The sequence below is a fragment of the Kitasatospora sp. NPDC004799 genome, assembly GCF_040609095.1.
GTDB lineage: Bacteria > Actinomycetota > Actinomycetes > Streptomycetales > Streptomycetaceae > Kitasatospora.
This window is the reverse complement of sequence record NZ_JBEXJK010000526.1, coordinates 1-5,032: the sequence shown is the minus strand read 5'-3', so window position 1 is coordinate 5,032 and position 5,032 is coordinate 1. Positions and strand designations below refer to the sequence as shown.

At 74.7% G+C, this 5,032-nt stretch carries 5 protein-coding genes; 4 read left to right on the top strand and 1 reads right to left on the bottom strand.

The features are described 5' to 3' along the window. Nucleotides 1–21: 21 nt before the first annotated feature. The gene (locus ABZW03_RS37155) at nt 22–621 is read right to left on the bottom strand and encodes a TetR family transcriptional regulator (RefSeq protein ID WP_355268740.1); all 600 of its coding nucleotides are present in this window, start codon (nt 619–621) and stop codon (nt 22–24) included. Between the two features lie 225 nt (nt 622–846). On the opposite strand from ABZW03_RS37155, the gene ABZW03_RS37150 reads away from it, so the two are divergent. From ABZW03_RS37150 to ABZW03_RS37135, 4 genes are all read left to right on the top strand, one after another. Continuing rightward, complete coding sequence (locus ABZW03_RS37150; RefSeq protein ID WP_355268738.1) at nt 847–2,403, top strand: ABC transporter substrate-binding protein; 1,557 nt, start codon at nt 847–849, stop codon at nt 2,401–2,403. Next, complete coding sequence (locus ABZW03_RS37145) at nt 2,400–3,368, top strand: ABC transporter permease (protein WP_355268736.1); 969 nt, start codon at nt 2,400–2,402, stop codon at nt 3,366–3,368. Before ABZW03_RS37150 ends, ABZW03_RS37145 begins: the two co-directional genes overlap by 4 nt. Further along, a complete protein-coding gene (locus ABZW03_RS37140; RefSeq protein WP_355268734.1) occupies nt 3,355–4,317 on the top strand; it encodes an ABC transporter permease in 963 nt (320 codons plus the stop codon). The genes ABZW03_RS37145 and ABZW03_RS37140 overlap by 14 nt, the downstream gene beginning before the upstream one ends. Next, the coding region (locus tag ABZW03_RS37135; RefSeq protein ID WP_355268732.1) for an ABC transporter ATP-binding protein at nt 4,314–5,032 on the top strand (719 nt) is incomplete at its 3' end. The genes ABZW03_RS37140 and ABZW03_RS37135, both read left to right, overlap by 4 nt.

Below are 5,032 nucleotides of genomic sequence, written 5' to 3'. Positions count from 1 at the left end.
GATGCGTGACGGGAGGTCGGGTCAGCCCGCGGCGGCGAGCACGTCGCGGTAGGCCCTGACCCAGTCGGCCAGAGTGCCGCTCTCCGAGCCGACCAGGAGGTGGCGCCGCACCATGCCGCCGAACATCGCGCCGAGCGCGGTCGGCCGCAGGTCCTCGGCCGGGTCCACGCCGAGCCGCCCGGCCGCGATGGTGACGGTGTGTTCGATGAAGGCGTCGATGACGACCAGGGCGTAGTTGTGCACCGACTGCACGTCGAGCAGGTCCCGGCGCAGCCGGCGGCGCCGGGCGGTGTGCTCGACGGGCTCCTCCAGCCGGCCTCCGGTGACGGTCACCGCGTGCTCGAGCGCGGCCCAGAGCGGGAGTTCGGCGGGGGCGGCGGCGAAGGCGTCGAGCACCACGTGGCCGAAGTCCCAGCCGAACAGCAGGGCCTCCTTGGCCGGGTAGTAGCGGAAGAAGGTGCGGTGGGCGACGTCGGCGCGGCGGCAGATCCGGTCCACGGTGGTGCGCTCGTACCCCTGCTCCTCGAAGAGGTCGAGCGCCGCGCTGCGGATGCTGTCGCGGGTGCGCGCCTTCTTGCGGTCGCGCATGCCCGGCTCCGCCACGGTGTCCGTCCCCTGCATCGTTCTTCCGTTTCCGCTCGGTGAGTTGGGGGCCGCCGAGGGGCGGCCCGTCAGTACCGAACCACGTCCGGCCGTGCCCGCTCAAGGCGAGCGCCGACTCTTCCGGGGCTCGTCATCCGAAGTTTGCACAACTGCCTTTTGGCAGTACTGCCACTTCCGGAATGGTGTGGGCCGTCGGCGGCCTACCTCCCCCTGGCCGCCCCGCACCCCCCGAACCGAGGAACCATGAAGCGGCACTACCTCCTGGCATCGGCGGCCCTCGCGACCGCGCTCACCCTCACCGCCTGCTCCGCCTCCGACGACGCCCTGTCCGGCAGCGGCGGCGCCACCGGGCGCACCGGCGCGGCGGGCGACGGGCCGGCCGTGGACGGCGGCACGCTCAGGATCGGCCTGGACCGGCCGTTCGCCAGACTCGACCCGGCCGACGGGACGCTGACCCAGATGCCGATGACGGTCCTCGCCAACGCGCTCTACGACCCGCTGATGGTCAACGGCGACAACGGCACCGTCCAGCCCTACCTCGCCAGGTCCTTCACCTCCGACGCGTCCGCCACGGTCTGGACCCTCGAGCTGCGCGAGGGCGTGACGTTCAGCGACGGCAAGCCGCTGGACGCCCGGGCCGTGGCCGACCACGTCACCCGGCTCGCCGCGCCGGAGAGCAGGTGCGCCTGCGCCCTCGACGCGGCCGCCATCGCCGGCACCGCGGTCACCGGGCCGACCACCGTCGCCTTCACCCTCAAGGCGCCCGACGCCGCCTTCCCGAACCTGTTCACCCGCGCCCTCGGCTACGTCTCCGAGGCGCCGGCCGGCGACTCCCCCGCTGTCGGCTCCGGCCCGTACACCGTGGAGAGCGTGCAGCCCGGAGTCTCCGTCACCCTCACCCGCAACCCCGCGTACTGGGGCGCCAAGGGCCACGCCGACAAGCTCGTCTACCGGGTGCTGCCGGACGCCGACAGCCGCTACCAGTCGCTGCGCTCCGGCGACACCGACCTGATCTGGACCGAGACGCCCAGCCAGCTCAAGCAGGCCGGCGCCGACGGGCTGCGCCCCGCGACCGGGCCCGGCTCCACCGGCACGGTCGTCTTCAACACCAAGGCCGCGCCCTTCGACGACGTCCGGGTCCGCCGGGCGGTGCAGTACGCGATCGACCGCGAGGCGCTGGAGAAGGTCGTCTTCCTGGGCCAGGGCGCCGTCGCGGACGGCCCGATCGGCTCCCGCTCGCCGTACCGCACCGCACCCGCGTACCCGGCCCGCGACCTGGCCAAGGCACGTGCCCTGCTCGCCGAGGCCGGCCACCCCGACCTCGCCTTCGAGTACCTCGTCGACAACCGCCCCGAGGCCCAGCAGCGCGCCACCGTGCTCCAGCAGATGCTCGGCGAGGCCGGGATCCGGATGACCGTCAAGCCGCTCGACACCGCGGGCCTCGGCACCGCGATGCTCCAGCGCAAGTTCCAGGTGACGGACTTCGTCACCAGCATGTTCGGCGACACCGACACCGCGCTGGCCGCCCTGTACCTGCCGAACTCGCCCTACAACTTCTCCGGTTGGGCCGACCCGGAGGCCGAGCGGGCGATCACCGAGGGCCGCGCGTCCACCGACCCGGCCACCCGGTCCGCCGCCTACAACCGGGCCGCCCAGCGGGTCGTCGGCGAGGCCCCGACGGCCTTCCTCACCGAGAACACCGTCGGCTTCCTCTCCACCGCCAAGGTCGGCGGACTGCCCGACCTGTCCAGGCGCACCGTCCTCAGCGTCTCCCCCGCCACCCTGTGGGTGAAGCGGTGACCCCCGGCGTCCGGACCGCGCTGCGGTACGGCGGCCGGATCGGCCGCGCGGTGGCCGTCCTGCTGCTGGTGGCCGTCGCCGCGCTCGCCCTGCCCCACCTGATGCCCGGCTCGCCCGCCGTCGCCGCCCTCGGCCCCGCCGCCACCCCGGAGCAGATCTCCGCCTACGAGGCCGGGCTCGGCCTGGACCGCAACGTGCTCGCCGCCACCTGGCAGTGGATCGGCGACGCCCTGCACGGCGACCTCGGCCACTCGCTGTCCACCGGCGCGGCCGTCACCGGTGAACTCGCCGACCGCGTCCCGGTCACCCTCGAACTCTTCCTCGCCGCCCAGCTGGTGGCGCTCTGCCTGGCCGTGCCCGTCGCCCTGCTCTCCGCCTGGCGGCCCGGCGGCACCTTCGACCGGATCGCCACCACCGCCACCTTCGGCTGGCTCGCCGTCCCCGGCTTCGCCCTCGGCCTGCTGCTCATCTGGATCGCCGCCGTCCAGCTGCGCGTCCTGCCCGCCACCGGCTGGACCCCGTTCACCGAGGACCCGGCCGAGAACCTGCGCCACCTGGTGCTGCCCGCGCTCACGCTCGGCCTCACCGAGGCCGCCGTGTTCACCCGCACCCTGCGCGGGCAGCTGCTCGACACCCTCGACCAGCCGTACGTCGCCGCCGCCCGCAGCCGCGGCATGGGCACCGCCCGGCTGCTGCTGCGCCGGGCCCTGCGGCCGTCCAGCCTGCCGCTGGTGACGCTGGTCGGGATCGGCATCGGGACCTCGCTGGGCGGTTCGGTGCTGGTCGAGTCGCTGTTCGCGGTGCCCGGCGTCGGCAGCCTCGCCGCCGGGGCCATCGCCGGCCGGGACTTCCCGGTCGTCCAGGCCGTGGTGGTGGTCAGCGCCGTCGGGGTGGTCGCGGCCACCTTCGCGGTGGACCTGCTGTACCGCACGATCGACCCGAGGATCGCCCATGAGCACCGCTGAGACCGTCCGTTCCGCCGAGAGTCCCGTCGTGGCCGCCGGGACCACCGCCTCCTCCGACGGTCGCGCCGACCGCGCCGACCGCGCCACCCGCGTCGCTCGTCGGCGGCCCCCGGTCGGCCCGGTCGCCGCCTCGGCCTGGCTGGCCGTGGTCGCGCTCGCCGCCCTGCTGCTGCCCCTGCTGCCCGGCTTCGACCCGCTGCACGGCGACTTCGCCCACCCCGCCGCCGCCCCCGGCCCCGGCCACTGGCTGGGCACCGACGGCTCCGGACGGGACATCCTGCAGCGCACGGTGGCCGGTGCCCGCGCCTCCTTCGCCGTCGCCGCCCTGACCGTCCTGGTCGGCCTGCTCGGCGGCGGCGTGCTCGGCCTCGCCGCCGGCTGGTTCCGCGGCCCGGTCGACAGGGCGATCGGCTTCGCGACCGACCTGCTGATGTCCGTGCCCAGCCTGATCCTGGTGATGATCGTGGTCTCGATACGCGGCCCGGGCCTCACCGTGATCGGCACGCTGATCGGGCTGTTCACCGTCCCGCACTTCACCCGGGTGGTGCGCGCCGTGGTGCTCTCGCTCACCGAGCGCGGCTTCGTCCAGGCCGCCCGCATGATCGGCACCGCCCCGCTGCGCATCCTGCGCCGGGAGATCGTCCCGCACGTCGCGCCGGTCGCGCTGACCTTCGCCTTCACCGCCACCACCGTCGCCATCGTCGCCGAGGGCTCGCTCAGCTTCCTCGGCTTCGGGCTGCGCCCGCCGGAGCCCTCCTGGGGCGGCATCATCGCCGAGGGGCGCACCACGCTCGGCAGTGCGCCGTGGATCTCGCTGGCGCCCGCGGCGGTGCTCTGCCTGACCGTCCTCGCCCTCAACTACCTCGGGGAGCACCTGCGTTCGGGGGGTTCTGCCGCCGCGAAGGTCTCTCGTACGAAGGCCGCTGCCACGAAGGGAGCGCGCGGATGACCTCCGCCCCCGTCCTCGACGTCCGCTCGCTGGACACCGTCCTGCACACCCCCGACGGCCGGACCCTGCACGTGCTGCACGGCGTCGACCTCACCATCGCGGCCGGCGAGTGCCTCGGCGTGGTCGGCGAGTCCGGCTCCGGCAAGTCCGTGCTCGCCCGCACCGTCCTCGGCGTCGAGTCGCGCACCACCAGGGCCGTCGCCACCGGCGAGATCCGGCTGAACGGCGAGGACCTGCTCGCCGCCACCCCCGCCCGCCGCGCCGCGCTGCTCGGCACCGGCATCGCCATGGTCCACCAGGACCCGATGACCTCGCTCAACCCGGTGGTCCGGATCGCCGACCAGGTCACCGAGTCGATCACCAACCGGCGCCGCCTCTCCCGGCGCGAACGGCTGCGCACCGCCGCTGAGTTGCTCGCCGCCGTCGACGTCCCCGACCCGGCCCGGCGGGCCCGCGCCCACCCGCACGAGCTCTCCGGCGGCCTGCGCCAGCGCGTCGGCATCGCCGCCGCGCTGGCGGGCGAACCCGCCCTGCTGCTCGCCGACGAACCCACCACCGCCCTCGACGTCACCGTCCAGCGCACCGTCCTCGACCTGCTCGACCAGCACCGGGTCAGCCGCGGCCTGGCGACCCTGCTGATCACCCACGACATCGGCCTGCTGTACGGGCGGGCCCGCCGGATCGCCGTCATGTACGGCGGCCGGATCGTCGAGAC

Excerpts from the sequence above, each read along its gene's own strand:
- ABZW03_RS37155 (WP_355268740.1), bottom strand. The coding sequence starts at position 621 with ATGCAGGGGACGGACACCGTGGCGGAGCCGGGCATGCGCGACCGCAAG.
- ABZW03_RS37150 (WP_355268738.1), top strand. The coding sequence starts at position 847 with ATGAAGCGGCACTACCTCCTGGCATCGGCGGCCCTCGCGACCGCGCTC.
- ABZW03_RS37140 (WP_355268734.1), top strand. The coding sequence starts at position 3,355 with ATGAGCACCGCTGAGACCGTCCGTTCCGCCGAGAGTCCCGTCGTGGCC.